This is a genomic window from Sinorhizobium fredii (assembly GCF_002944405.1).
GTDB classification, from domain to species: domain Bacteria; phylum Pseudomonadota; class Alphaproteobacteria; order Rhizobiales; family Rhizobiaceae; genus Sinorhizobium; species Sinorhizobium fredii_C.
The window spans coordinates 1077500-1100498 of the sequence record NZ_CP024307.1 but is presented as its reverse complement, the minus strand read 5'-3'; the positions used below and the strand labels follow the sequence as shown (position 1 = coordinate 1100498).

The window sequence follows — 22999 nt, the reverse complement described above, 5'->3', positions numbered from 1 at the left end:
TCCCGGACCTCTGTTCGTCTCAACCGGTTTCGGGGTTTGCCTTGGCCGAATACAGCGTTCGGCCGAAACAGAAGACGCCGCGATATCGGCAGATGTCGCGGCGCCTCATCATCAGCCAGGATGGTGGCTTGCTCTTGCCGCGCCTCAGCTCTGCGCGATCGGCAACGCCACGAAGCGGCTTCCCTCGTCGGCCTCGATCTGGAAGAGCGCCTTGCTGCGGCCATCCTTCTTGGCGTTGTTGATCACCTTCAGGATGTCGTCCGCCGTCTTCACTTGCTGATTGTTGACGGAGACGATCTTCTCGCCTTCCTTCAGGCCACGATCGGCAGCATCCGAGTCCGGATCGACGGAGGCGATGGTGACGCCCGTGCCGTCTTCCGAAGGGGTGACCGCCAGACCGAGGTCGGCCAGTGCCTCTTCGCCAGCCTGACCCTGGTCCGTCTGTTCGTCGCGGGTATCCGGCGGCGTAGCCTTGGCCTCCTCCGGCAGCGTGCCGATCTCGAATTTGACGCTCTCAGACTTGCCGTTACGCCAGAGTGTGACCTCGGCGGTCGAACCGGGGCGCAGCGTTGCCACCCGGCGGGCCAGGTCGCGTGGATCCTTGACCGGCTCACCGTTGAGGGCGGTCACGATATCACCCTTCTTGATGCCCGCCTTCTCGCCCGGCGAACCCGCCTGCGGCTCGACCACCAACGCACCGCTCGCCTCAGAGAGGCCGAGCGATTCGGCGATATCCTTCGTCACCGGCTGGATTTGAACGCCGAGCCAGCCGCGCGAAACGGAGCCGTCCTTGATCAAGGCATCGACGACGTCCTTGGCGACGGAAGCGGGAATCGCAAAGGCGATGCCGACATTGCCGCCCGACGGCGAGAAGATCGCCGTGTTGATACCGACGACTTCGCCGGAGAGATTGAACGTCGGGCCGCCGGAATTGCCGCGGTTCACCGCCGCATCGACCTGCAGATAGTCGTCATAGGGGCCGGAGCCGATGTCGCGGCCGCGTGCCGAGATGATACCGGCCGTCACGGTGCCGCCGAGGCCGAAGGGGTTGCCGACCGCGACCACCCAGTCGCCGACCCGCACCCGGTTGTCATCGGCGAAGCTTACATAGGTGAACTTGCGGTTGGCTGCGTCGACCTTGAGCACGGCGAGATCGGTGCGGCTGTCCTTGCCGACGAGCTTGGCGTCGAGTTCCGTCCCGTCGTTCAAAATGACAGTGAAGGCGGAGCCATCGGAGACGACGTGGTTGTTGGTGACGAGATAACCATCCTCGGTGATGAAGAAGCCGGAGCCCTGGGCTCGCGGGCGCAGGCGACCTTCGCCACGCGGACCGTGGCGATCACGCCAGCGATCGGCCCGATCGCCATCGCGGGAATCGGGACTGCCGAATTCGCGGAAGAAGCGCTTCAGCGGGTGGTCGTCGGGCAGGTCTTCGAAACCGCGGCCGCCGAAGTCGAAGGTGAAGTTGCTCTCGTCGTTGGATGCCTGTTCACGGGCCTGGACGCGGACGGAAACGACGGCCGGGGAAACGGCGTCGACAACATTGGCGAAGCTCGGAACCGACGGAGCCTGCACCCTGACCGCCTCGGCGAAGGACTGGGTGATCTGCGCCGGCAGACCGGTCGTCAGCATGACTGCGGCAAGACCTGCAACCGTGGAGGTCTTCAGTGCGGTCTTCAGCGAGGGACGCGGAGTTTTGAACGTGGACATTCGTTTTGCCTTCTCTCTTGCGTGAAGCCGCCGCCGACAGACGGACGGCTTCGAAACTTTGATCACGAGCAAGGTATCCGGACCAACCGCCCGGAAGCCGCTCGTATGGCTGTGACTGGAGGAACAGCCGATGACGCAAGGTGTAACGGATGGGACCTTACTGGGTTCTGTCCGGAAGATGAATTTTTGGTAATGTTGCGACAGAGCAGAAATGAGAGGCCGGTACCCGATCCGCGGGTCCTCTCAAGGAACGGCGAAGCATGCCCTTAACGCGTATGATATTGCCGTTGGAACTGCCACCGGCAGTCGGCGGCTCCCTACGGGCCAAGCAGCTTGTCGAGCTCTTCCTTTTCATCCTTGGAAAGCGGCGCACCAGCTGGGCGCGTGCCGCGCCGGTGCGCGGCGACGACCAGCGTGACCGCACCAAGGACGAGCAGCACGACCGGCATGCCCCAGAGGACCAGTGTCTTCGCCTCGAAGCGGGGTTTCAGCAACACGAACTCCCCGTAGCGCGAGACCACATAGGCGATCACCGCCTCGTCACTGTCCCCGTTCTCGAGCCGCTCGCGCACGAGCACTCGCAGATCCTTGGCGAGTTCGGCATTGGAATCGTCGATCGACTGGTTCTGGCAGACCATGCAGCGAAGCTTGGCGGAGATTTCCCGGGCGCGCGCTTCGAGCGCCGGATCGGCAAGCACCTCGTCCGGATTGACGGCGAAGGCCGGCGCAACCGAAACAATACAGAGGAAGAGCGCGGCGAGGACGCGGATCATTCGACGGCTCCTGCGGCAAGCCTCGCCGTCCTGGCGCGCGACGGAGCACCCACCCTCAGGCGACGGTCGCTCAAGGAAACGATTCCGCCCGCCATCATGACGAGAGCGCCGCCCCAGATGCAGAGGATCAGCGGCTTCCACCAGATGCGCACGACGATGCCGCCGCCGGTCATCTCGTCGCCCAGCGAAACATAGAGCTGGCTGAGGCCGAAGGTCCTGATGCCGGCCTCCGTCGTCGGCATGCGGCGCGCCGAATAGAGGCGCTTGGACGACCAGATCTCGGTTACCTTCACGCCGCCGCGGCTGACGGTGAAGTGGCCGGTGTCCTCGGTATAGTTCGGCCCGCGACCCTCGCGCATGCCATCGAAGCGTATGCTATAGCCGCCGGCATCGACGAGCATTCCGGGCTTCATCTCGACGACGGTCTCCGTCTCATAGGCCGTCACGGCGACGATGCCGATCAGCGTGACGCCGAGGCCGATATGGGCAAGCGCCGTGCCATAGGCCGAGCGCGGCAGGCCAAGGAACCGCCGCAAGGCCACGCGGCCCGCCACCATGCCCAGGCCCGAGCGAAGCGCGACATCGGTGATCGAACCGATAATCAGGTAGACCCCAAGCCCGATGCCGAGGACGGCGAGAACGGGACCGCCATTCCTGGCATAGTAGACCGCGGCGGCGAAGAGCAGGCCGGCGCCGACGGCGGCGAAGAGCCGCTGGGCGGCGGCCAAGAGGTCGCCGCGTTTCCAGGCAAGCAGCGGCCCGAAGGGAACCGCAAACAGCAAGGGGAGCATCAACAGGCCGAAGGTCATGTTGAAGAACGGCGCGCCGACCGAAATCTTGTCGCCGGTGAGCGCCTCGAGCACCAGCGGATAGAGCGTGCCGGTGAGAACCGTTGCCGTCGCCGTCGTCAAGATCAGATTGTTGAGGACGAGCGCGCCTTCGCGCGAGATCGGCGCAAACAGTCCGCCGGACTTGAGGTGGGAGGCCCGGAAGGCGAAGAGCGACAGGGCGCCGCCGATGAAGACGATGAGGATCACCAGGATGAAGACGCCGCGCGTCGGATCGGTAGCGAAGGCGTGAACCGAGGTCAGCACGCCCGAGCGCACCAGGAACGTGCCGAGCAGCGACAGCGAGAAGGTGAGGATCGCTAGGAGCACGGTCCAGATCTTCAGCGCCTCACGCTTTTCCATGACCAGCGCCGAGTGCAGGAGCGCCGTTCCGGCCAGCCAAGGCATGAAGGAAGCGTTCTCGACCGGATCCCAGAACCACCAGCCGCCCCAGCCGAGTTCGTAATAGGCCCAGTAGGAGCCCATGGCGATGCCCGCGGTCAGGAACGTCCAGGCGGTCAGCGCCCAAGGCCTGACCCAGCGCGCCCAGGCGGCATCGATCCGCCCCTCGATCAGCGCTGCGATCGCGAAGGAAAAGCAGACGGAAAAGCCGACATAGCCGAGATAGAGCAAGGGCGGATGAATGGCGAGGCCGATGTCCTGCAGCACCGGATTCAAGTCCCGGCCTTCCCCCGGAGCCGGGACGAGGCGGGCGAAGGGATTGGACGTCAGCAGGATGAAGAGCGTGAAGGCGGCGGCGATCCAGGCCTGGACCGCCAACACATTCGCCTTCAGACTTTCGGGCAGGTTGCGGCCGAAGCTTGCCACCAGGGCGGAAAAGAAGACGAGGATCAGCAGCCAGAGGAGCATGGAGCCCTCGTGATTGCCCCAGACGCCGGAGATCTTGTAGATCAGGGGCTTCATCGAATGCGAGTTTTCCCAGACGTTCCTGACGGAGAAGTCGGAGGTCACATAGGCTAAGGTCAGCACCGCAAAGGAGAAGGCGACGAGCAGGAAGGAGACGATGGCGGCACTGCCCGCGAGGTCGACCAGGGCCCGATCGCCGCGCCGCACGCCGAGGAGCGGCAGCACCGACTGGATGAGCGCGGTCGCGAGCGCCAGCACCAGCGCATAATGTCCGAGCTCGATGATCATTGAATGTTTTCCTTCCCGCCGAGCGTGACGCCCTGAGCCTTCAGGCGGTCGGCCACGTCCTTCGGCATGTAGGTCTCGTCATGCTTGGCAAGCACCGTATCGGCAACGAAAACTGAACTTCCAGCGGCGAAGCTCCCCTCCGCCACGACACCCTGGCCCTCGCGAAAGAGGTCCGGAAGTATGCCTGTGTAGGTCACCGGCACCGTCGCGAGCGTGTCGGTGACGCTGAAGGTGACGGTCTTGCCGTCGCCGCGCTTGACCGAGCCCGCTTCCACCAGCCCGCCGAGGCGGATGCGCGTGCCCGGCGCGAGATCCGCCTTGGCAAGGTCGCCGGGGACATAGAAATAAGCCACGGCCTGGCTGAAGGCGAACATGACCAGAAGGACGGCGGCCGTCAGGAAGCCGACCCCGCCGCCGATGATCGCCAGGCGTTTCTGCTTACGCGTCATTCTTTCGCTCCGCCGCCATCGATGCCGAGTTCGCGCCCGAGAGCCAGCAATTGCTGGCCCTCATCGCCGCTGGCCGGAAAGGCCTGCAAGCCGTCGCGTAGAGCATTCTCGGCCTTATCTCTTTGATCGAGGACAACATAGGCCCGGATCAGCCGCATCCAGCCCTCGAAGTTGTCCGGGTCTTCCTTCAGCCGGCCGGCGAGACCGTCGACCATGCCGCGGATCATCTCCTGACGATCGCCGGCGCTCATTCCCTCGGCGGCGGCGATATCCTCGGAGGTCGGGTTTCCCGGCGCTGCACCGCCGGCAACGGGCGTGTCGGCGGAGAGCTCGGCGATATGCTGGTTGACGAGCGGCAACCACGGCGCCCCCGCGGGCGACGTGTCGGCAAGCTTGCGGAAGGCCGCGAGCGCGTCGCCGCGCCTTCCCTCCTGCTTGAGGCCGAGGGCGAGATAGAATTCCGAGCGCGGATCATTGGCATCGAGAGCCAGCGCCTTCTTCAGGGCATCCTGCGCCGCTGCCGTCACAAGGCCGCCGGACTGCACGATGAGGGCCTCTGCATAGCCGCCAAACCTGGCTGCCGTCGGCCCGAGCAGGCGGAGGGCGCGGTCATAGGCGGCAACCGCGTCGTCGACGCGGCCGTTGCGCATGTAGATCGGCGCAAGCAGGTCCCACCCTGCCCCGTCGTCCGGGTTGAGGGCCAGGTGATTTTCCGCCTTGGCGATCAGGATGTTGACGTCTTCACCGGGATTGGCGAGCCGCGCCGCAAGCGGCTGCGCCGGCACGCCGGGATTGCCCGTCGTTAAGTAAAGACAGAGCCCGACGGTCGGCAGACAGAGGAGGATGAACACCTGCGCCAGGCGTTTCGAGCCAAGCCGCCTGGACGCCGCAGTGGAGGTGTCGGCGGCGTGGGCGGCGATCAGGCGGCGGCCGATTTCGGCCCTGGCGAGTTCCGCGTCTTCGTCGCTGATCAGCCCGGCCTCACGGTCCCGCGTCAGTTCCTCGAGTTGGTCGCGGTAGACCTCGATGTCATGGCTGTGAGGAGACGGGAGGGGCGGCGCCGCCCGCATCAGCGGGAGGACAAGTGCGACAGCTACAGCCGCCGTCAAGATGGCGACGAGGATCCAGAACAACATGGATGCGAAATACTATGAGGCTCCCGGCTTTCCAACTCGAAAACCGAGAATGACGGAGATTTGAGGCGTTTCGCCGCAAGCCGTGCCGGTCCTGCAAGGCAGTCCGCCTACGGGCAACGCGCCGCGTCCGGCTCAGGTCAGCGGCGACCAGGTGCCATTGCTGTTGCGGCATGCAGCACCACGGGCCGTCGAGGACTGACCCTTCACGACCACCGTGTGGCTGTACTGACGGCAATTCTGTGAGCCGACCTGATAGGGGGCGGCAGCAACAACCGAGCCGCTGACGCCGCGGCCTTCCCATGCCACCGGCTGGCCGCCGGGAGCCGCCTCGAGCGCACGATACTCCGCCTCGAGTGCGCGCTGCTGGTCGGATTTGCCGAGGTCGATCGTGCCGAGGCGCGCGATGACGCCGCCTTGCAGGGCCTCGATATAGGCGGCCGATGACGCTCCACCCGCACCCAGACTCGCAACGGCCACGCCCCCGCGCTGACCGCCCGAAGTCCCGCAGCCGGCAAGAGCGACGGTCGACGCGACGACCACGATTCTGCCGCTCAAGGCGACGGCTCGCCCCATATCTGCGTTAATCCTCATGATACGCGACAACTTAACCCTCGTTGACCGGTTGCCGCCCCGCGATCCGATCGATCGCGTCAAAGCGGCGGCGCTTTCGATTTTCTTTTTGCACCCCCAGCCTCGCTAGGCAACCGCGCGCCGTGGACGACGGGGTATTTTCGACTGCCGGTGTGACCGTCGGATCACGGCTTGAACGGAGGCACCCCACTCCCGCTAGACGGCCGCCGGCAGAACGAGTTTGGCCCTCAAGCCTCCCTCCTCGCGTCGGCTGAGTTCGACGCTGCCCTGATATTCGCCGACGATTTCGCTGACGATCGACAGTCCCAGGCCGGTGCCGGGCTTGCTTTCGTCGAGCCGCTTGCCGCGCTTCATCGCCAAAGCGATCTGATCCGGATCAAGCCCGGGGCCGTCATCGTCGATCTTGAGCACGATCCATTCGCGGCCGGACTCCTTGCTGCGCTCCTGGTCGGTGGCGGGCTCGACGCTGAGGACGACGTGATCCCGTGCGTAGCGCGCGGCATTTTCGAGCAGGTTGCCGACGGTTTCCTCGACATCCTGCTGTTCCATCGCCAGCACCAGCCCCGGCGGAATGATCGACAGGCTGAACTGTTTTTCCGGATTGAGCCGCCGCATCACCCGGACGATCCTTTCCAGAGCCGGCTGAGCCTCGGTCCTCGCCAGAATGGAACCGCGCTGCGCCGCAATGCGGGCACGGCTGAGATAGGACTGGACCTGCGTCTGCATCGCGTCGGCCTGGGTCCTGATCAGTTCGCCGTGGGGGACCTCGAGAACCCGCGCTTCGTTGAGCAGCACGGCGATGGGGGTCTTCAGAGAGTGGGCGAGATTGCCGACCTGCATGCGCGCGCGTTCGATGATGCGGCGGTTGCTGTCGATCAACGCATTCACCTCGTTGGCAAGCGGCTGAATCTCGCGCGGAAAGGCACCGTCCAGGCGCTCGCTCTGGCCCGTACGGATTTTTTCGAGCGAGCGGCGCACCTGGTCCAGCGGCCTGAGGCCGAAGAGAATGGTCAAGGCGTTCACCCCGAGCCCGCCGAGACCGAATATGGAGAGCGCGATCGTCAGGTTGCGGGTGAAGCGGTCGATGTCCGCCTCCAGGACGTCGCGGTTGCCGGCAACCCGGAAACGCGCCGTATGCCCCTGGATGTCGAGCACGACTTCCGTCTCGGCCACCTCGACCTCGTTTCCGAACGGATCCTCGGTGGTGTAGAAGCGCTCGTAGCGGATGTCGAAGGGAACCTCGTCGACGCTGACGATCGGCAATTTGGCGGATCCGAGAGACGTCGACAGCAAGGGCGGCGTGTCGAATTCGCCGATCGGCTCGACGATCCAGTACCAACCGGTCTGCGGCTGGGAAAAGCGGAGGTCGCCGAGTTGCGGGCTGCCGGTCAGGGCTGCCTTCTCGTCGACCGAGATGGAGTTGATGACGTTATAAAGCTGGGCGCGCAAGAGGTCCTGGAAGCCGCGTTCGGAGCCCTGCCGGTAGAGCGCCGAGATCACCACTCCGATCACGACGAGGGCGACGACGGCCCAGACGGTCGAAACCGCCAGAACGCGCGCCGTAAGGGATCTAATGGCCATTGCCGGGTGCTTGCATCCGATATCCGAGACCACGCACCGTCTCGATCAGGTCGTTGCCGATCTTCTTGCGGAGCCGGCCGATGAAGACCTCGATCGTATTGGAATCGCGGTCGAAGTCCTGATCATACATGTGCTCGACAAGTTCCGTGCGAGAAACTACCTGCCCCATGTGATGCATGAGGTAGGAGAGCAGCCGGAATTCGTGCGAGGTCAGCTTCAGCGCAACACCGCCGACCGTCGCCTTCGAGCCTTTCGTGTCGAGGCGGACCGGGCCGCAGACGATTTCGGAACTCGCATGCCCGGCGGCGCGGCGGATCAGCGCCCGGATGCGGGCGAGCACCTCCTGGACGTGGAAGGGCTTCGCAACATAATCGTCGGCGCCGGCATCGATCCCCGCCACCTTGTCGCTCCAGCGATCGCGAGCGGTCAAGATCAGCACCGGCATCGTCTTGCCGTCCGCCCGCCACTTTTCCAGCACCGTGATGCCGTCCATTTCCGGAAGGCCGATGTCCAGAATGATCGCGTCATAGGGCTCCGCATCGCCGAGATAGTGGCCCTCCTCGCCGTCATAGGCCTGGTCGACGACGTAACCGGCTTCCTTCAGCGCTTCGGCGAGCTGCCTGTTCAGATTGACGTCGTCCTCGACTATCAGGATGCGCATCTTGCTCTTACTTCCCTTCGCTGACGGGCGCTGCCGATGCCTACATCGGCACCTTGACCGTCACCTTCTTCGGCCGCCCGCCATTGCCCGGGATTAGCACGGTCACGACGCACTTGCCATCGGCTGTCGGCTGGGCGGAGAGCAATTCGCCGCCTGTCTCCGCCACGACTTGCGCCGCCGCGGCGCTGCAGTCACCCGCCACGCGAACAACAACCCTAGGCACGTCAACGGCAGGCAGCGAAAAACCTGCGAGGCCTGCGGCGAGCGCGACTATGGTCACTGATGAAGACATGAACGCACTTTCGACTTGGGAAGATCATGGCGACTTGGGAAGATCATGGCAAAATCATTAGCCGATGGAGGCTGAATGGCAAATGAATGTCGGCCGCCGGGTCCCGCGGCATCGCGCAGCAGGCATCGGCACTACAGACCCTAAAATCCACCGGAAATTGCAATGCCCGCGCAGCCGCGGCGCCCCCATCAGCGATCCGTTAAGACCTTTGCGTCACACTCTTGGGAGGACGGCAGGCCGTACTGAAGACGTGCGCCGAACTCCGGCTCGGCAGCGCCGTTTCGCGAGTCGGCCCGAATCCCTTGCGGCGTTTTCTTCAGAATTCGATTCCGGTTCTTCGGACGCCTCGTGAGAGAGCTCGGAAGGCGAATGCGGACAAGCTCGCAAATCTTTGGAGCAGCCTGCCTTTTTGGCTCTCAAATGGTTCTTCGGCCGATAGTTTCAAAAGCCAACGCGATTGTGAAGGCATCCGCGCCGGGAGGACACGAGCGGCTGTGGACGAGCGCGAAGTTAATCGATTTAAAGATTTTTCAATCGTTTAAATAGTTTAAGGCCCTGATTTACAAAGTATTTGCCATATGAAATGGTCCGCCTGACCCAATCGTCTTGCACAGGAGGACCGGATGCAGACACTCGCGAAGAAGCCGCTCGTAGCGCCGCAATCCAGGATTCCGCAATCGCTGCTCGATCGTTTCGAAAGCGAATGGCGCGAAATGCGTGTGGCCAGCGAAACTGCTCAGAAGCCCGTTCCGCCTGCAGAATAGCGCTCGCGCTCGGCGATCATTCGCCTCGATATAGCAGTCCCCACCCCATCCCAGCATCGTATCGCGCCCGCCCCAACGGCGGGCGCGAGTTTTTGTCAATTGGCGATTTCGTGCTACTCTTTTCGGATGCTAACCGAAGAGATCGAAAAGCTGGCGCTCAGCCTCCCCGGGACGCAGGAAAACGCCCATTTCGGCACGCGCGACTTCCGCGTGGGCAAGCGCATATTCATGACCCTGCCGGAAGCGGGGCGTGCCGTCTTCAAGCTGACCCCCGATCAACAGCGCATGCTGCTCGAAATGGAACCCGGCGTCTGTGCCGCCGTGCCCGGCGGATGGGGCGCCCGCGGCTGGACGTCGCTCTATTTCGTCGAGGCCGACGAGGAGCTCATTCGCCAATCGCTGGAGACCGCCTGGAGAAATGCCGCCCCGAAGAGCCTTGTCCGGAGAAACGGCGGCCACTGACGACAACTACTCGGCCGGTTCCAGTCCGACTTCCAGGGGCCAAGTAACCAGATAGTCTTCGTAATCTTCGATGTCGATGCCGTCCTCGGCGATGGTGCGCCCGCGCACCGAGATGCCGGCCGCGTGAACCGTTTCCGGATCGCCCGAGACGAGCGGGTGCCACCAGTACAAATCCCTTCCCTCGGCAACCAGCCGATAGCCGCAGGTCGGCGGCAGCCAGCTGATCTCCCGCACCGCCTTCGGCGTCAGTTGGACACAGTCGGGAACCGTCGCCTGCCGATTGTCGTAGTCCTTGCAGCGGCAGTTCTCGCCATCGAGCAGCGTGCAGCGGATCGAGGTCCAGGCGATCTCGCCCGTGTCCCAATCCTCCAGCTTGTTGAGACAACAGAGTCCGCAGCCGTCGCAGAGGCTTTCCCATTCGGCGTTGGTCATCTCGTCCAGGGTTTTCGTTGTCCAGAAAGGCATTTCGCCCATTGCGTCACACTTTCGTCACTTCCACGCCAACATCGGAAGTTTGCAGAAAATTGCCGGTTTTTTAAGGCCGACGGCGCGATATGCAAGTAGATTGGAACGTCGCGCCGTGCAAATATCATAAGGTGGCAGAAAGCTTCGGGACAGGAAAACCGTGCAGGACCCGCTAAAAGACGAAAACCGGCCGAAGAAGCGACACATCTTTCTGCGGATCGATTCCTGGATCGATTCCACCGTGTGGAATGCCGGGTTTCGCCTGGCGGAGTGGTGGGAGGACACCACCATCTTCTTTCGCCGCTTTCGTATGCGCGGCTGGAAAAGAGCGGTTTTCGAAGTCCTCGGCGAAGGGATGACCTGGGGCACGGCCGGCTCCGTGCTGATGCTTGCGCTGGCGCTCCCGGCCTTCGAGGAGACCAAGGGCAACTGGCGGGCGCAAAGCGATTTCGCCGTGACCTTTCTCGACCGCTATGGCAACGAAATCGGCCATCGCGGCATCATCCATGAGGATTCGGTTCCGATCGACGAGCTGCCGGATCACCTGATCAAGGCGGTCCTGGCGACGGAGGACCGTCGTTTCTTCGACCACTGGGGGATCGACTTCCTCGGCCTCTCGCGGGCCATGACGGAGAACGCCCGCGCCGGCGGCGTGGTCCAGGGCGGCTCGACGCTGACGCAGCAGCTTGCCAAGAACCTGTTCCTCACCAACGAGCGGACGATCGAGCGCAAGATCAAGGAAGCATTCCTCGCCGTCTGGCTCGAGTCCAATCTGTCGAAGAAGGAAATCCTCCGCCTCTACCTCGACCGCGCCTATATGGGCGGCGGCACCTTCGGCGCTGCGGCGGCGGCTCAGTTCTATTTTGGCAAGTCGATCACCGACATCGATCTCGCCGAGTCCGCCATGCTGGCCGGGCTGTTCAAGGCGCCGGCGCGATACGCGCCGCATGTCAACCTGCCGGCGGCACGCGCCCGCGCCAACGAGGTGCTGTCCAATCTCGTCCAGGGCGGGCTGATGACGGAGGGCCAGGTGCTCGCCGCCCGCCTCAATCCGGCGACCGTCATCGATCGCGCCCAGGTCAAGGCACCGGACTTCTTCCTCGACTGGGCCTTCGAGGAGGTCCAGCGCATCGCCGCCCCCTTCGCACAGCATTCGCTGATCGTCAGGACGACGATCGACATGGGGCTGCAGCAGGCGGCCGAAGATTCGGTCGAATCGAGCCTCCGGCAATATGGCGAGAGCTACAAGGTGAAGCAGGGCGCCCTGGTCATGATCGAAAACGGCGGTGCGTTGCGCGCCATGGTCGGCGGCCGCGACTACGGCGAGAGCCAGTTCAATCGCGCCACCCGGGCGCTTCGCCAGCCCGGCTCGTCCTTCAAGGTCTATACCTATGCGGCAGCGATGGAGAAGGGCATGACGCCCGAGACGGTGGTCGTCGACGCGCCGATCACCTGGCGCGGCTGGTCGCCGCAGAACTACGCCCGAAAATATGCGGGCCGGGTCACGCTGATGAATGCGCTGGCGAGATCGATCAATACCGTTCCGGTGCGCCTCGCCAAGGACAAGCTCGGCACGGAGATCATCGCCCAAACAGCCAAGAGAATGGGCGTCGAAACGCCGATCCGCACAGACAAGACCATGCCGCTTGGGACGTCGGAGGTGACCGTGCTCGACCAGGCAACCGCCTATGCCGTGTTTCCCGCCGGCGGATTGGAATCCCGCCGCCACGGCATCAGCCAGATTCTGAATTACGACGGCGATATCCTCTACGACTTCGGCCGCGACGCGCCGCCGGCTCGACGGGTCCTGAGCGAGCAGGCCACCTTGTCGATGAACAGAATACTCACCCAGATCCCGGTCATCGGCACCGGCCGCAGGGCCGCGTTGAGCAACGGGCTCGTGACAGGCGGCAAGACGGGAACGACGCAAGCCTATCGCGATGCCTGGTTCGTAGGCTTCACCGGCGATTACACGACGGCGGTCTGGTTCGGCAATGACGACTACACCTCCACCGAGGAAATGACCGGCGGCTCCCTGCCGGCGATGACCTTCAAGCGGCTGATGGATTACGCCGAACAGGGCATCGAACATCGCGCAATCCCGGGCATCGATGCTCCGCCGGCCGAAACGCCGAAGGAGCCGGAGGCCGCCGCTGAGCCGGATGAGAACGCCTTGCCGCCGCTTGTCCGGCCGCGCTCCCTGTCTGCCGACGTGACCCGGCTCTTGAAGTCGATCGGCAATACGTTCGAGCAGGCGCCACCGCTTAAGCCCAAGGAAAAAGACGGCGGCCGGGTTGCAGCGCTCGAGGGGCCTGAGGGAACGCCAGCCACGCCTCGGGTGACAAATGCCGCGAAGAATTGACTTCGCCACGACAAGTCCGTTTTCTGGCGGCCTGCAGCGCCGCACAATCGACTCACTGCCGGCAGGATAAACAAGACATCATTCGATAGAGCCCCCCTTGTTCCGCGTTCCCCTCCTCGTCGCCCTTGCACTTCTCGTCGCCTTCGGCGGCGGCATTACCTCAGCCATATGGGCGCTGAAGGCGACCGTCGGCTTCGGATCGATCGCAATCGGCCCTTGGGTGGCCTTCCCCGAGGCGCAGACCGTCGCGGCCGACCCTTATGCAAAGGCGCACCGCGCCCGGGTCGGGGAACTGCTCTATGGCGGTGCGGAAGGCTTGAAGTTCACGGCTGCCACCGACGATAGCGGTGCGCGCCTATCGGCCGCATGCTCCTATGACATTTCCGGGATCACACCGCCCGCCCGGTTCTGGACGCTCCACACGGCGAACACCGACGGTGCGACGCTGCGACCGGGCTCCGATCTACCTTCGGCGATCAATTCGTGGACGGTGCTGCGCGCCAAGGACAGCAGTTTCGTCATTCACGTCTCGCCGGTCGCCCAGCCGGACAATTGGCTCGCCATCCGCCACACGGGAAATTTTCAGCTCGTGCTGACGTTGCTCGATACACCGACGGCCGGCTCCTCCGGACTGATCGACCTCGCAATGCCGAAGATCGTCAAGACGGGGTGCGGAAATGCGTAGGGCCCTGTTCGCGTTTCTCGTCGGGCTGGTCGGTGCCGCGCTCCTGCATATCGTCCTCGTCCTCGCCCTGCCGCGGTTCACCGGCCGCGACGCCTATACGCGCGTCCTCGGTCTTCTCGAGATGGACAGTTTCTTTCCGCTCACCGCCGAGCCGGGCCCGACCGGACTGGACAATAGCGACCCGTTTCTGCGCACCGCCGTCTGCAGCTTCTCGATCGCGGACGCGCCGGCGCGTTTCATTGCGCGCGGTGCCGTGCCGTTCTGGTCGCTGTCGATCTTCGACAGCGGCTCGAACGAAGTCTTCAGCATGAACGACCAGACCGCCGTCAATGGGGATCTCGATCTCGTCGTCGCCACACCGATCCAGCTCGTGGAGCTTCGCAAGACGCCCCCGGAGGCGCTCGCCCAGTCGATCATGATCGAGATGAAGGATGAGGAGGGCTACGCGGTCCTGCGCGCCCTGGCGCCGCTCGACAGTTTCGAGGAGCAGGTCCGCGAATTCCTCACCGATTCGAGTTGCGCGCCGTTCCGACGCCAGTGACGAGTGTATAGGGGGAATTAGAGAGGCGAACGAGCCACGCAGCGATGTCAGCGGACCCGCGGCATCAGAGCCGATCACGCCGGACCGGCTACTGCTTCTTGACCTGCCGTCCTGTCGGAGCGCTTGGCTGCGGGCCGCGCCCGTCGAGCCGCTCGTAACGGATGCCCGTGAAGAACAGCACTTTGGCACTGCCCGCGGTGACGGGACGCCTCCGCGGCATCTTTACCTTGCGGTCCTGCAATCTGATTACGTCTGCCATGCTCGTCTCCATACTTGCATGAGACGGATGAACACAGATTTCACCCTGCCCGATGGCGGGCTGGCGCATTCCCGGCATCCCCGGGCAGACGCGCCGTTCTCAACTCACTCCTTCTTCCGGTCACCCGGATCTCGTCCGTTTCAATGCAAATCAGATGCGAACCAATAATAGCCCGCCTCCTCGGATTGAGCCATAGCCCGGTTAACCATATCTTAATCCAGACCACGTCGCCTTAACCAAGTGCAATTGCCATTTCTGGTGGTATTTTAGTTCGCGCCGAAATGCCTTCAGCGTCTCGCGAAGAGGCCGACCAGGAAGGCTACTCCCGCAACGGTCAGCAGCGTCGAGATCGGATCGTCGCGGACACGCTCCCTGAGCCGTTCCGTCATCAGTTCCGCTTCCCCCTGCACGACCGCCTTGGCACCGCTGCCGATGGCCGAAACCGTTTCCGTCAGGCGCACGATCTCCGCTCTCAACTCAGCGACCTGGGCCTGCAATTCCATCTGTGTGTCGGCCGCGGTCTTTTCCGTTTCCATATCGGCGCCCACCGCTGCCAGCTTCTTTTCCGCCATTGTCTCCGCTCCTTACCTTTCGCGCGAAATCAACGCGTCGAATAGGGATTGGTTCCCGCAAAGCGCCGCCAAATGCGGACAAGAAAAAAGCGGGCGGATGGTCGCCGCCCGCCTTCGCCACCATGATCGGAGCGGAACGTGCGGCTCAGTCAGTCGTTCTCACAGGCGAAATCGTTGAACACGCACTTCGGAACCGTTCTGACTTCGCCATCCCGGCGCAGTTCGCGGAGCTGACGCGCCCGCTCTTCCTTGCGAGCTCCTTGGTAGTTTTCGGCGGAACCGTTTTCCCGTCGCTCTTCGTCGCGGCCACGGTCCCGCCACTCGCGACGCTCGCGTTCCCGCTCGCGCTGCCACTGTTGGCGCTCTCTCGCCTCCTGCCGATCTCTCGCCTGCTCACGCTCCCTGGTCCGTTGGCGCTCCCAGTCGCGCCGATCCTGCTCACGCTCCCATTCGCGCCGTTCCGCCTGCTGCCGGCGCTGCCGATCCCGGCGCTCCTCTTCGCGCCGCCACTGCCAGTCGCCTTCTTCGATCCAGTCGGGCCCGCGGCGCCAGCGATCCCGGTCGCGATAGAAATCGCGTCCTCGATAGTTGCGATCCCAGTAGCGATCGAATTCGAAGACGACCGTCGGGATCCCGAGTGGCCGATAGTATTCCGGCTCCACATAGACCCGATTGCTGCGATAGAGCGCCTGGACGTATTGGCCGGCCACCCATCCGCGGCCGCCATAGAAGGAAACGTCGCACCAGGGGCGATCGGCCAGACAGCCATGGATTTCCACGGATTCGCCCGAGGGAATAACGGTGACGGCGGGATAGCGAGTACTCGGACCCGATCGCATGTTGACATTGGCGGTGGCAAAGCCTTCTGCGGCCTCGGCTACGACTGGCATGAGCGAAAGCGCACAGAGTGCCGCCGCCCCCAAGAACGTACTCTTCACAGATACTACTCCCATAAGGAGGCCATATGGCCTTCTGCTTCGGCGGGCGAAAACCGCCCTTCCGTCCAGGCAAGGAAATAGGCCTGCATGTGGAGTTTTTATGGCTGGGCTCGACGCTTCGGCGGTGGCCGCCCCGGCGGCCGCCGACACGCGGATGCCGCAAGCCTGAATAAAGCCTCAAGGTCCATAGTTAATTCTACGCTAACGATTTCGATCTATTTTTTGAGACGTGTGCCGTTCCGAGCCATCGGCAATGGTGTCATGCTTTTGCATCTGGGATTTGTCGTGACGAACCGGTTTCGTGAGTTGGAAAGGCCGCAGACGGGCCGGCTGAAGGACGTCGTGCTGATGGCGACCGTCACCGGCTTCGAAAGCCTTCGCATCCCGCGCAAGTCCGACCTGAAGCAGTTTGCCGAACTCTTCGAACCGCTCTTCCTCGGTTCCAGCAACGAAGCGCGCCGGCAGGCGGCAGCGGCGTTGTCGCAGTGCCCGCACGTGCCCGAATCGGTCGCACTGCTCATCGGCAGCATGCCGATCTCGATCGCCGCGATCTTTCTCACCCGCTCGAAAGCGATCCCCGACCGGACGCTGATCTCGATCATCCGCCAGCAGGGCTCAGCCCATGCGAACGCGATCGCGCACCGGGAGGATATCTCGCCGTCGATCGTCGACGCGCTGGTCGAACACCATCAGTTCAGCGCCGCCGCACCCCGCGCCGCCGATATGCCTCCAGCCGCAACGGCTGCGCCGCCTGCAGCTGCAGGAGAGGATCGCCTTTCCTCCGACCGCGTAACCCGCGAAGAAGAGCTGCGCGACGCAATCCGGGCGCTGGCGCGCGCCGGATCCAGGTCTCTCCAAGAAGTCGGCCGTCTTCAGCCCATCGACGAGCTGCATCAGGCGCTGCTCATGCGGTTTGCCCGCAGCGGCGAGGCAGTCCTTTTCGCGACGGCGCTTGCCGCCACCCTTTCCGCGAGCCGCGCGCTCGCCGAGAGAATCCTGCTGGATGTTTCCGGTCAGCAGCTTGCCGTCACGCTCATGGCGCTCGACTTCCCGGACGGGGAACTGCCCCCCCTGCTTCTGGCGCTCTATCCACATCTCTCCGAAAGGCTCGGCTCATGCAACCGTGCGGAGGCTCTGATCAGGAGCATCGACCGGAAGGCCGGCCTCGAACGGGTCGAATCTTGGCTGCGCGCCGACCGCGATGGAGCTGCCAAGCCGGCGCGCCACGAAAGCCACCTCGCCGAGAATCGCGCCGCCGATCCGCGTCGGCAGGAGAGCCGGACGGCGTCCGCCCCGCCGGCCGCGGCACAGCCGAAGCGCACCGTCGGGCGAAAATAGGGCACCGCCTAATCTTCGCGGGCTCAGCGGCCGGCCTCGACAACCTGTAAAAGATCGCCGACGTCGTCGAGTTCGATCTCGACGATCCAGCAATCTGGGTCGAAGCGGACTTCAGACGACAGCGCGCCGTCGATATTTTCCCCATCCATGTTCCGCAGGCGGACTTCGAACTTGCGGAGATCATCGCCTTCGTCTTCGAAAAAGCTCTGCGGCGCCGGCGCATAGAGCGTTTCGGTGCCGAGGCGGGTGCGGTGGCGGATGAAAATCGCGCCGGCCTCTTCCGCTCCCTTGCGTAGCACCGCCGCATAGCCGCCGCTCGCGAACACGCGGCGCAGGAGCGAAGTGACGAAGATATGGGTTTTCACGCGCATTTGCGGCAGATACACGCGTGATGGTGTATATGCAATGACCTTCCGCGGCGCCGCTTTTCGGTCCGCAGTTCAGAGCGCGCCGATTTCCTTGAGCTTCTCAAGAACCTTGCCGTTCGGTTCGCCGGTCTGCGGGAGCCGGTAGTGCTTCTCGAAATGGCGGATCGCCGCCCGCGTCTGATCGCCGGCGACGCCGTCGACGACGATATCGGCGTAAGCGAGATTGCTCAGCCCCTTCTGGATATTCATGACCAGTTCGTTCGATACCGGTATTTCGGCGGGCGGCATAAGCGTCGCGTCCCCTTCCGCGGTGCGGATCGCAGCGGCGACGGGATCGACTTCGGCGGCAGTCGATTTGGAATCGGCGTAGGGGCGGTTGCCAGGCGCTGCAACGGCCACTTCGGAACGCTGGGTTGCCAGGAGCGCCTGAAGGAGATCGGGGCTCGCCACACCCGATTCCGCGCGCCCGGCTCCTTTTTCGAAGCGAAGGATGGCCGATACGGTCTTTGGACCGCTGCGGCCGTCCGGCGTGCCGTCGTAAAGGCCGAGCCGGGCAAGTTCCTTCTGGACATCGGCGACAAGGGCCGACGGCAAGGCGTTGTCCGGATCCAGCACGGATTCCGCCGGCCGCGGCAAGCGTTGCGTGGAGGAATCGTCTTGCGCGGCGACCGCGTCGTCGTCGGCCTTTACCGGAGCCGCTTCACCTTCGCGCTCGATGACGAAGGTCGTTACCTTGCGCGGCTCGACGGGCTCGCCGTTGGCGGCCGCCAAACGCTCGGCAACCTCGGACCCGACCAGCGGAACTCGGGTGCGCAACAGCGGCGAAGGATGGCTGCCGTGCTGATACCACATGGCGTTCGCCGCCACGAAGCTGAATACAACGGCGAAGGTCGCCAACCCGCCGGCTCCCACCGGATGGTGCGCGATCACTCGCCCGGCAAGGACGGCACAGCGTCCGACGCCCAGGCCCGCCAGCGCCAGTCCGCGCAACGCGATGCCCTGCCGCGGCCGTCCGCCACGTTTCCGCTCAGGCTGTTTTCGCTTGCGCGGCGCCATGTCGCCTTTCCTTGACTGTTCCTTCGGAAGCCTCTGCCTGCAATCGCAACTCGCTCGCCTTTTCGTCGCGCAGTTTCAGTCGCGGCGGAAACTCCACAGTCCCGCCTATGCTCACCTGCTGACGCTCGCAAATTCCGGTACCGTCCCGCGGTATGGTGACCACGACCACTGTCCCCTCGCCTTCCGAACTGCGGATCGAAATCCTGCCGCCATGCAATTCGACGAGCCCCCTGACCAGCGACAGGCCGAGACCGGTGCCCTCGTAGCGGCGGGTATAGTCATTCTGAATCTGGACGAAAGGTTGGCCGAGCATGTCCAGCTTATCTTCAGCAATACCGATGCCGGTATCGCTGACAGTCAGCTTCAGCATCACGCCTTCGACCTCCGCATCGACGGTGACGAGCCCGCCCTTCTCCGTGAACTTCACGGCGTTGCCGACGAGATTGATGAGGATCTGCTGGACGGCGCGCTGATCCGCGTTGATTTCGCCCACCGACCGCATCACGCGGCTTGTCAGCCTCACACCCTTTTCGCGCGCCTGATGCGACAGCATCGCTTCACAGGCGTCAATCGCGTCGGCGACCCGGAAAGGCTCCGGCACCAGTTCGTAGCGGCCGGCCTCGATCTTGCTCACGTCGAGCATGGTATTGACGACGGAAAGCAGATGCGTGCCGGACCGGTGAATCAGGGAAACATACTCGCGCTGACGGTCGTTCTCCAGCCTGCCGAAATACTCCCCGGAAAGAACGTCCGAAAAGCCGAGAATGGCATTGAGCGGGGTGCGCAATTCATGACTGACGGCCGCAAGGAAACGCGTCTTGGCATCGTTGGCCGATTCGGCATGCGCCGCCTTGGCGGCAACTTCCGCCCGCAGGCGGGCCTCGTTCGAAACGTCTCGGGATTGCGCGATGATCGCCATCAGATGCCCTTCGGCATCGCGAAGGGGCGTCAACTCGCAGCGCATATGCACGAATTGCGCTCCATCGGCAGGGGCCGACGGACGCTCGAGGCGGATATCGACCGCCGAGCATTCGCCGTCCTGGCGCAGAGCATCGACCGCCTTCAGGAAGCTGATGCGGTCGGATACGTGGATCTGCTCGATGAAGCCGCGTCCGTGCGGATCGCGCATCGACTTCAAATAGTCGGCGGCATCGCGGCCGTGAACGGACAGCACCTGCCCACGCGGATCGTGAACGGTGACGAGACCGGCAAAGAGATCGTAGGCGGCAGCGAGATCGGGCAGGTCGGTCACGCCGGGCGGCTGCGCCGCCGGCACTAGGCGGCGCGCTGCGAGACTTGCGGCGGCGGCCAGCAAAGAGGCCGACGCCCAGAGCGCCGTCCCCGCCGGCAGGGCCACGGAAATGGGCAGGACCGTCGACAGGGCGAGCGGCACGATCGGCAGCACCGCCAGCGAAACGGCAGCCATGGCGCGCAGTCGTTTGAAATCATGGCGTCCTGCAACGGGCCCATCCGGACGGCGCGGCAACCATGCTGCGGCGGCTTCATCCACACGGGATGCCCATTTGCCAGCCATGTTACGCAATACACTCACGCCTTGCCCTGCCACCATTATTGTTTTTGCGAGGCGGGCGCAGCCCTCCTGCCGGCGTAAACCGAGCCACCTCGTAGTGGTTCGAATCTCGCATTCCCGACTTAATGAAAGAATAAGCGCGGTCCCTCCGCGGGCTGGCGAAACGGGCGAAAATTCCCATTTCGAAGCAAATCCGGCGGGCTTCGTCTCTTGTGGTTAACGGGGCGTAAGCAGCGGATTTTGGTGGATTTTCTGCTTTCCATTAACGATTTGGGCAGCGCCCGCCGGCGGCGGTGTCGAGCCGCTCGGGCGTGGCGGCGGCAGGGCTGCCACGATCCTTAACGCCGATCGTTAAAATGCCGGATAGTCGCCCTCCGGCAATGCCACAATCGGCCAGTTCGCTAAGATTTGAAGCAAATCCCCGCATTTCTGGAAAAGCAGTCTTGTGATTCCCGCTCTAGCGTTGCTCACGTCAAATGGCCCGAGGCGCAACAATTCGGCCACTGGGCAAAGCGTAACTAAAGGCGTAGGCAGTAGAGGGCTGAAGATCCATCCGGCGAAAACCGGGGCGGCGGCCTGACAGAGGATGGCAGACCATGTGGTTTCTCGTAAAGGCGGCGTTCTGGTTCTCGCTCGTGCTCGTGCTGCTGCCCTTCCTTGATCCGTCGAGCGGCGCCAAGCTGGAAAACGGACCGAAGGTGGAGATCGGCGACACCTTCTCCGCCGCCAATGAGGCCTTCCAGTACATCAGTGCGATCTGCATCCAGAAGCCGGACGTCTGCACGAAAGGTGCCGAAACCTTTGTCGCTCTCGGCCATCGCGCCCGTGAGGGTGCGCGCATCGCCTATGAATTCCTCGACAGCCAGTTCGCGGAGGCCGAGGCGCCCGACGCCAAGGTCATGACCGGCACTGTGGCGCCTGCCGAAAGCCTCTTGGCCGTGGAGCCGGCGAACGAAGCCATGCCGGTTTTCAAGCGCACGCCCGTCCCGGAAAAGCGCCTCGACCCCAAGGCGACGTCTGCCAAGTAAAGTCGGTCCCAAGGAACGAAATCGTCCCGGAAGCCATAGGGCTGTTCTCTTTGCAGCCCGTATCCCCTATATGAATGGGTGTACGGGACCCCGCCCTTGGGCACGGGACGGAAGCAGAGCGCAGGCGAGCGGCAGTCGATCGCAAGGCGCCACATTCGGATCAGCCATGGTTTCACTTGACCAGATCATCGACGACTTCGCCTTTCTCGACGAGTGGGAAGATCGCTACCGCTATGTCATCGAATTGGGCAAGAGCCTGCCGGAGATGCCGGAAGCCTGGAGGACCAGCGAGAACAAGGTTCAGGGCTGTGCCAGTCAGGTGTGGCTGGTAACGCATACGTCCGGCGATCCCGATGATCCGGTCCTGACCTTCGAGGGCGAGTCGGACGCGCACATCGTCCGCGGCCTGGTGGCAATCGCGCTTGCGATCTTTTCGGGCAAGCGCGCCTCGGAGATCGCCAGAACCGATGCTCTCGATATCTTCGGCAAGATCGGCCTTATCGAGCACCTCTCGTCGCAGCGTGCCAACGGTCTGCGGTCGATGATCCGGAGAATCAAGGGCGAGGCCGAGACGCGCCTGCCCGCGTAAGACCGCTCTGCAGCGGCGACCCGTCGGTCGGAGAGAGGCGGCGGCACCAAAAAGCCGGACTGAGACAGCCCGGCTTCCACCAAACACCAGATATTCTGCTGCCGTTCAGGCATCGGACTTCCGTACCTGAGACTTGCCCGGACGGTTGCCGGGCGAACCCGCTTATTTGCCGCGGCGCTTGCGACGCTGACCCAGCCCCATCTCCTTGGCAAGACGCGATCGGGCTTCCGCATAAGCCGGCGCCACCATCGGATAATCCGCAGGCAAATCCCACTTCTCGCGATACTCTTCCGGAGAGAGATTGTGGTGGGTCATCAAATGGCGCTTCAGCGACTTGAACGTGCCGCCGCATTCGAGGCAGGTGATCTGGTCATCCTGCACGGACTTGCGCACGGAGACCGCCGGCTTCGGCTTCTCGACCGGCACGATGACCGGCGCGGGAGCGGTCGTATTGTTGAGCGCCGAATGAACGTCGGCTATCAGCGTCGGCAGCTCGGCAACCGGAACGACGTGGTTGCTCACATAGGCGGCAACGATTTCCGCCGTCAGTTCAACCAGGAGTTCGTTGCTCGCACCGAGCGTATTTTCACTCATTTTTTTCTCCTATGGGAATCCAGCAACAAGTCCTGAAACGGTGTTTCAGGAGGGAGGAAATGCCAAAATGCCGCCGAACAGCGCTTTCCGCCTTGGAACTGAGCGATAACCGCGCAACGGGGGCATCGCCCCGCCGCAACATTAAGGCTCGATTCGCGACAGCGAAATCCGTTACCAAGGTGCCGCACCGTTTGGCACCTCAAAGCAACGGATAAGAATCACAACTCAAGCTGGAATTCCAGTTCAAAGTATTGATCACAACGACACTTTGC

The 22999-nt window shown here is 63.6% G+C and carries 25 protein-coding genes; 8 read left to right on the top strand and 17 right to left on the bottom strand.

Annotation, left to right across the window (positions count from 1 at the left end; all coding sequences use genetic code 11):
- Positions 1–144: 144 nt before the first annotated feature.
- The 9 genes from NXT3_RS05315 to feuN form a co-directional block, all read right to left on the bottom strand.
- The gene (locus NXT3_RS05315) at positions 145–1710 is read right to left on the bottom strand and encodes a Do family serine endopeptidase (RefSeq protein ID WP_097526235.1); all 1566 of its coding nucleotides are present in this window, start codon (positions 1708–1710) and stop codon (positions 145–147) included.
- Between the two features lie 317 nt (positions 1711–2027).
- Positions 2028–2483 carry a cytochrome c-type biogenesis protein gene (locus NXT3_RS05310; RefSeq protein WP_037413599.1) on the bottom strand — a complete coding sequence of 152 codons (456 nt, stop codon included), beginning with the start codon at positions 2481–2483 and terminating at the stop codon, positions 2028–2030.
- Positions 2480–4465, bottom strand: a complete 1986-nt coding sequence (locus NXT3_RS05305) for a heme lyase CcmF/NrfE family subunit (RefSeq protein WP_104838895.1) — start codon at positions 4463–4465, stop codon at positions 2480–2482. Before NXT3_RS05305 ends, NXT3_RS05310 begins: the two co-directional genes overlap by 4 nt.
- Entirely contained in the window at positions 4462–4914 is a 453-nt protein-coding gene (gene ccmE, locus NXT3_RS05300; RefSeq protein WP_037413594.1) for a cytochrome c maturation protein CcmE, read from the bottom strand. The genes NXT3_RS05305 and ccmE overlap by 4 nt, the downstream gene beginning before the upstream one ends.
- A complete protein-coding gene (gene ccmI, locus NXT3_RS05295; RefSeq protein ID WP_037413584.1) occupies positions 4911–6050 on the bottom strand; it encodes a c-type cytochrome biogenesis protein CcmI in 1140 nt (379 codons plus the stop codon). Before ccmI ends, ccmE begins: the two co-directional genes overlap by 4 nt.
- A 132-nt stretch (positions 6051–6182) precedes the next feature.
- Positions 6183–6623, bottom strand: a complete 441-nt coding sequence (locus NXT3_RS05290; protein ID WP_097526238.1) for an RT0821/Lpp0805 family surface protein — start codon at positions 6621–6623, stop codon at positions 6183–6185.
- 213 nt (positions 6624–6836) lie between these two features.
- Positions 6837–8222 (bottom strand): ATP-binding protein, encoded by a 1386-nt coding sequence (locus NXT3_RS05285; protein WP_037413579.1) that lies wholly within the window; start codon positions 8220–8222, stop codon positions 6837–6839.
- On the bottom strand, positions 8212–8883 hold the full coding sequence (gene feuP, locus NXT3_RS05280) for a two-component system response regulator FeuP (protein ID WP_064241031.1): 672 nt from the start codon (positions 8881–8883) through the stop codon (positions 8212–8214). Before feuP ends, NXT3_RS05285 begins: the two co-directional genes overlap by 11 nt.
- A 40-nt stretch (positions 8884–8923) precedes the next feature.
- Positions 8924–9175 (bottom strand): two-component system FeuPQ modulator FeuN, encoded by a 252-nt coding sequence (gene feuN, locus NXT3_RS05275; protein WP_037379546.1) that lies wholly within the window; start codon positions 9173–9175, stop codon positions 8924–8926.
- 623 nt (positions 9176–9798) lie between these two features.
- Here feuN and NXT3_RS31900 point away from each other — a divergent pair.
- Together NXT3_RS31900 and NXT3_RS05270 are read left to right on the top strand one after the other, a co-directional pair.
- Complete coding sequence (locus NXT3_RS31900; RefSeq protein WP_162843174.1) at positions 9799–9939, top strand: hypothetical protein; 141 nt, start codon at positions 9799–9801, stop codon at positions 9937–9939.
- Positions 9940–10065: 126 nt separating this feature from the next.
- A complete protein-coding gene (locus NXT3_RS05270; RefSeq protein ID WP_037413576.1) occupies positions 10066–10401 on the top strand; it encodes an MmcQ/YjbR family DNA-binding protein in 336 nt (111 codons plus the stop codon).
- Positions 10402–10407: 6 nt separating this feature from the next.
- Here NXT3_RS05270 and NXT3_RS05265 read toward each other — a convergent pair whose 3' ends face one another.
- Positions 10408–10875 (bottom strand): YcgN family cysteine cluster protein, encoded by a 468-nt coding sequence (locus NXT3_RS05265; RefSeq protein WP_037413573.1) that lies wholly within the window; start codon positions 10873–10875, stop codon positions 10408–10410.
- Positions 10876–11026: 151 nt separating this feature from the next.
- Between NXT3_RS05265 and NXT3_RS05260 the strand changes: the two genes are divergently transcribed.
- The 3 genes from NXT3_RS05260 to NXT3_RS05250 all read left to right on the top strand — a co-directional run bounded on the left by NXT3_RS05260 (position 11027) and on the right by NXT3_RS05250 (position 14454).
- Positions 11027–13228 (top strand): transglycosylase domain-containing protein, encoded by a 2202-nt coding sequence (locus NXT3_RS05260; protein WP_097526239.1) that lies wholly within the window; start codon positions 11027–11029, stop codon positions 13226–13228.
- Positions 13229–13325: 97 nt separating this feature from the next.
- Complete coding sequence (locus NXT3_RS05255) at positions 13326–13913, top strand: DUF1214 domain-containing protein (protein ID WP_037413569.1); 588 nt, start codon at positions 13326–13328, stop codon at positions 13911–13913.
- Positions 13906–14454 carry a DUF1254 domain-containing protein gene (locus NXT3_RS05250; protein ID WP_097526240.1) on the top strand — a complete coding sequence of 183 codons (549 nt, stop codon included), beginning with the start codon at positions 13906–13908 and terminating at the stop codon, positions 14452–14454. The genes NXT3_RS05255 and NXT3_RS05250 overlap by 8 nt, the downstream gene beginning before the upstream one ends.
- 88 nt (positions 14455–14542) lie before the next feature.
- On the opposite strand, the gene NXT3_RS05245 is transcribed toward NXT3_RS05250, so the two are convergent.
- From NXT3_RS05245 to NXT3_RS05235, 3 genes are all read right to left on the bottom strand, one after another.
- Positions 14543–14713 carry a hypothetical protein gene (locus NXT3_RS05245; protein ID WP_172900164.1) on the bottom strand — a complete coding sequence of 57 codons (171 nt, stop codon included), beginning with the start codon at positions 14711–14713 and terminating at the stop codon, positions 14543–14545.
- A 287-nt stretch (positions 14714–15000) separates the two neighbouring features.
- Complete coding sequence (locus NXT3_RS05240; RefSeq protein ID WP_037379535.1) at positions 15001–15285, bottom strand: hypothetical protein; 285 nt, start codon at positions 15283–15285, stop codon at positions 15001–15003.
- Positions 15286–15434: 149 nt separating this feature from the next.
- Positions 15435–16223, bottom strand: a complete 789-nt coding sequence (locus tag NXT3_RS05235) for an SH3 domain-containing protein (protein ID WP_037413558.1) — start codon at positions 16221–16223, stop codon at positions 15435–15437.
- A gap of 261 nt (positions 16224–16484) precedes the next feature.
- Here NXT3_RS05235 and NXT3_RS05230 point away from each other — a divergent pair, with 261 nt between their 5' ends.
- On the top strand, positions 16485–17561 hold the full coding sequence (locus NXT3_RS05230; protein WP_179864770.1) for a DUF2336 domain-containing protein: 1077 nt from the start codon (positions 16485–16487) through the stop codon (positions 17559–17561).
- 23 nt (positions 17562–17584) lie between these two features.
- On the opposite strand, the gene NXT3_RS05225 is transcribed toward NXT3_RS05230, so the two are convergent.
- From NXT3_RS05225 to NXT3_RS05215, 3 genes are all read right to left on the bottom strand, one after another.
- Entirely contained in the window at positions 17585–17932 is a 348-nt protein-coding gene (locus tag NXT3_RS05225) for a DUF1491 family protein (protein ID WP_037413778.1), read from the bottom strand.
- A 69-nt stretch (positions 17933–18001) separates the two neighbouring features.
- Positions 18002–18985 carry a peptidoglycan-binding domain-containing protein gene (locus NXT3_RS05220; RefSeq protein ID WP_104838894.1) on the bottom strand — a complete coding sequence of 328 codons (984 nt, stop codon included), beginning with the start codon at positions 18983–18985 and terminating at the stop codon, positions 18002–18004.
- The gene (locus NXT3_RS05215) at positions 18957–20519 is read right to left on the bottom strand and encodes a sensor histidine kinase (protein WP_199773342.1); all 1563 of its coding nucleotides are present in this window, start codon (positions 20517–20519) and stop codon (positions 18957–18959) included. Before NXT3_RS05215 ends, NXT3_RS05220 begins: the two co-directional genes overlap by 29 nt.
- 593 nt (positions 20520–21112) lie before the next feature.
- Between NXT3_RS05215 and NXT3_RS05210 the strand changes: the two genes are divergently transcribed.
- Together NXT3_RS05210 and NXT3_RS05205 are read left to right on the top strand one after the other, a co-directional pair.
- Complete coding sequence (locus NXT3_RS05210) at positions 21113–21544, top strand: DUF5330 domain-containing protein (RefSeq protein ID WP_097526242.1); 432 nt, start codon at positions 21113–21115, stop codon at positions 21542–21544.
- A 166-nt stretch (positions 21545–21710) separates the two neighbouring features.
- A complete protein-coding gene (locus tag NXT3_RS05205; RefSeq protein ID WP_037413549.1) occupies positions 21711–22133 on the top strand; it encodes a SufE family protein in 423 nt (140 codons plus the stop codon).
- Positions 22134–22295: 162 nt separating this feature from the next.
- Here the strand turns inward: NXT3_RS05205 and mucR are convergent, their stop codons facing one another.
- Positions 22296–22727 (bottom strand): exopolysaccharide biosynthesis transcriptional regulator MucR, encoded by a 432-nt coding sequence (gene mucR, locus NXT3_RS05200; RefSeq protein ID WP_037379521.1) that lies wholly within the window; start codon positions 22725–22727, stop codon positions 22296–22298.
- Positions 22728–22999 lie beyond the last annotated feature (272 nt).